Consider the following 3,576-nt stretch of genomic DNA (forward strand, 5'->3'; position numbering starts at 1 on the left):
CGGCGTGCGGGTGGCCGACGCCGAGCCGGCCCACCGCCCGGCCGTGCCGGGGCTCGAAGACCTGCCCGACCGACTTGACCAGCAGCGGCAGGGTCACCGGGGCCACTGCCCCGGCCGGGGTGAAGGTGACCGAGGTGGTGCCCGCCGGGACCAGGGTCTCCCGGGGCGTGCGGGTGCCGAAGGGCACGTCGTACGCCGGCTGCGGCACGATCGGCCGCCGCTGGCTCTCCGCGTACGCGCCGGGGAGCCGGGCGGCGAGGCGGTCCAGGTCGTACGGCGCCGCCGGGGTGCCGGCCACCCGGAACTGGAGCAGGGTCCGGGTGTTCGGGCCGTACCCGGGGCGGGCGGGGGGCAGCCCACCGGTCGGGGTGCGGTCCGGGGCGTCGGTGTGGTGGTCGTAGCGCGGGTCGAACCGGGGCAGCGGGGCCGGGCAGTCGTTGTAGAGGATCACGTTGCTGCCCGGGGGGACGGCGGCGAAGTCCACCACCACGTCGGCCCGCTCGCCGGGGGCGAGCAGCAGGGTCTGCCCGTCCACGTTGAGCACGGTCGGGTCCTGCCGGTCGTAGCGGAAGCCGATCGGGCGGTTCGTCAGCACCGCGGGGGCAGGCAGCAGGCCGCCCTCGTTGCCGATCTGGATCAGGTCCGGGCCGGCGGCGCGCGGGTCGGGCACCCCGCCCTCCCGCCCGTCGGTGGGCCAGGTCGCCGGCCGCCCGGCCGCCCGTACCGCCTCGACCATCGGCACCTCGCCGGCCTCCGGCTCGTCGGCGTCGCCGTCGTCGGTCCACATCGGCTCGTCCGAGCACGCCCGGTAGAGCTGCAGGTTCAGGCTGCGGTCCGCGCAGGCGTTGAGGATCCGGAACCGGTACGCCCGCGGCTCCACCTCCAGGTACGGGTAGGCCACCCCGTTGACCAGCGGGGTGTCCCCGTACGCCTCGGGGACCGCCGACGGGTGCGGCACGCCCGGCGCGAGCGGCGGCTCGTCCGGCTCGGCCACCGGGTCGTGGTGCGGGTTCGGCACCGGGGCCACCCACGGGCTGGCGCCGCCGTCCGGGTCGTGTGTCCACGGGCCGTAGTCCCACCGGCCGGTCGGGTTGCCGCCGGTGCTCCGGTACGGATTCTGCCGGGGCTGGTAGACGTGCGGGTGCCAGAGGTTGCCCTTGGCGCCCCACCGGTCCCGGTCCCAGGTCGGGTCCTGGGCGGCGAGCTGGGCGTCGTCCGGCACGAAGGTCTTGTCCTGGACCACCAGCGGGAGCTGGTCGGCGGGGAGCAGCCCGTCGTCGATCAGCCGGTCCTCCGCCGGGTCGGTGAGCAGGTAGAGCGCGAGCTGGCCGGAGTAGACGGTGAGCCGGGACAGGCCGAGCGTGTTGTCGTGCAGCCACATCAGCCGGCCGCTCTGGTCGTTCGGGAAGTAGAGCGTGGTGGCCCCGGCCCCCGGCGGCGGCATGTCGGGCACCGGTGTCACCCCCACCCCGGTCGGGTACGGAGTGATCTCGCCGGCCGGGGTGACCCACTGCCACGGGTTGCCGGCGCTGATCCAGGCCGTCTGCGCCCCGGCCAGGTGCGGAACCGCCCGGTTCTGTGGGTACGGCGCGGGCCCGTCCAGCGGGCCGACGCCGGCCCCGTCGAGGGTCTCGTCGACCGGCAGGAAGAGCTCACCGGCCCGCCCGGTGGGGAGCTGGTTGATGAACTTGATCCGGACCGGTCGCCCACGCCGCGCCATGATCACCGGACCGAGGTGCCAGGGCCGGTCCGGCGGGTTCACCGTGTTGTGCCCGGCCGGGTCGGTGCCCAGGTTGAGCTGGCGGTAGCCGCGCAGCCGGGTGGCCGGCAGGTCCCGGTGCAGCCGCTGGGTGTACTCCTGCAACCCGATCTCGTAGTAGTCGCAGCCCGGCCAGGTGATGGTGTCGGGCACGGCCACCGGCAGCCGGGCCCCCAGGCCGGGGGTGGCGAGCGGGCCGGGTACGGGCAGCGCGTCGACGAACTTGCGGATGCCGGTGCCGGGCACCGGCCGGCCGTCCGGACCCAGCGCCGGCAGCGGCGACCCGGCGAAGTTCGGCACCGGGCCGAAGCAGCGCGGCACGGCCGCCGGGTCCAGGCTGGTCGGCGCCGGCCGGTCCGGCTCCTCGGCCGCCCGGGCGGCGGGCACGGTCGGCGCGTGGTCCTCGGCGGTCCGGGCGGCACGGTCCGCCCAGCCCGGCCGGAATCTGCGGAACAGGGCCATGGCTCCCCCCGGGCTCTCCGGCGCGTCGGCCACCACCGCACCGTGGCGGGCGTACGCGCTGCTGACGATCGGTGAGCGCTCCACCGCAGCATGCGACGCCGGGCGGCGGGGAGGGAAGTACCCAATCGTCCGTATCTCGGGGGGATCTTGCCGGTTCGTGGAAGTTCCACGGGAGTGGGCCGCGGTCAGCCGCGTTCCGGCTGGCAGACCGGACACCAGTAGGTGACCCGCTCGCCCAGTTCCTGCTTGCGGATCGCGGTGCCGCAGCGCCGGCAGGGCTGGGCGCGGCGGCCGTACACGTAGCTGGTCTGCCCCCGGTGCAGCGATCCGGTGGTGCTCTGCGTCCAGCGGCCCCGGTTCGCGGCCAGCAGCCGCTGCGCCAGGGTGACCGTGCCGGTCAGGTCGGGCACCGCCCGCACCGGCGTCCACGGGGAGATCCCGCGCAGGAAGAGCACCTCGCACTTGTAGAGGTTGCCCACGCCGGCCAGGTTGCGCTGGTCCAGCAGCGCCTCGCCGATGGTCTCGTCCGGGTGGGCGGCCAACCGGCGGACCGCCTCCTCCGGGTCCCAGTCCGGGCCGAGCAGGTCCGGCCCGAGGTGGCCGACCAGGGACTCCTCGTCGGCGGTCGGGATCAGCGCCAGCTCGTGCAGGTGGTAGCCGACGGCCACCGCTCCGGGAGAGCGGAGCACCACCCGGATCAGGTGCGCCGGGCGGGCCGCCCACCGCTCACCCGGGGCGTACGCCCGCCAGGCGCCGTCCATCCGCAGGTGCGAGTGCAGCGTCCAGTCCCGGGTCGCGGCCCTCGTCCCGGCCGCCGCCGCGCCGCCTGGTCCGGCGGCTGATCCGGCGGCGCTGCCTGGTTCGGCGGTGCCGGCTGGTCCGGCGGCGCCGGCTGGGGCGCTGAGCCGGAGCAGCAGGTGCTTGCCCCGGCTGGCCGACTCGCGGACGGTCCAGCCGGTCAGGTCGGTCGCGGCGAGCTGCGGCACCCGGAAGTCGGAGCCGGTCAGCTGCGCGCCGGCCAGGGCCCGCTGGAGGACGCGGGCCGTGTTCCAGACGGTGTCGCCTTCGGGCACCCTCCCATCCTCCCTCGCGCCGTCCGGTGCGCCCGGGGCCGGGTGCGGATCCGCACAACTTCCCGGAAAGCGCGGCCTCCCGACGGGGGGAGGCCACACTTACCCGGAAAGTGCCGGATCAGCGGCGGGGGTCAGCCGATTACGCGGACCGTCAGCAGGTCGCCGGGGGCGAGACCGAGCAGGTCGGCGGCCCGGCCGCCGTTGACCGCCACCGCGACCAGCCCGGCCGAGTCGACGAGGAGGACCAGGCCGCCGCTGGGCGCGTCGCCGAAGGTCCGCCCG

The 3,576-nt window shown here is 76.2% G+C and carries 2 protein-coding genes and 1 pseudogene; all 3 read right to left on the minus strand.

From position 1 onward, the window contains the following. Positions 1 to 2,221, minus strand: a pseudogene (locus ACWEVO_RS32605) (hypothetical protein); the annotation flags it as partial. Between the two features lie 185 nt (positions 2,222 to 2,406). Continuing rightward, positions 2,407 to 3,294 carry a zinc finger domain-containing protein gene (locus ACWEVO_RS32610; RefSeq protein WP_452311288.1) on the minus strand — a complete coding sequence of 296 codons (888 nt, stop codon included), beginning with the start codon at positions 3,292 to 3,294 and terminating at the stop codon, positions 2,407 to 2,409. A gap of 131 nt (positions 3,295 to 3,425) precedes the next feature. Continuing rightward, the coding region (locus tag ACWEVO_RS32615; RefSeq protein ID WP_452311289.1) for an SAM hydroxide adenosyltransferase at positions 3,426 to 3,576 on the minus strand (151 nt) is incomplete at its 5' end.

It is taken from the genome of Micromonospora sp. NPDC003776, assembly GCF_053605645.1.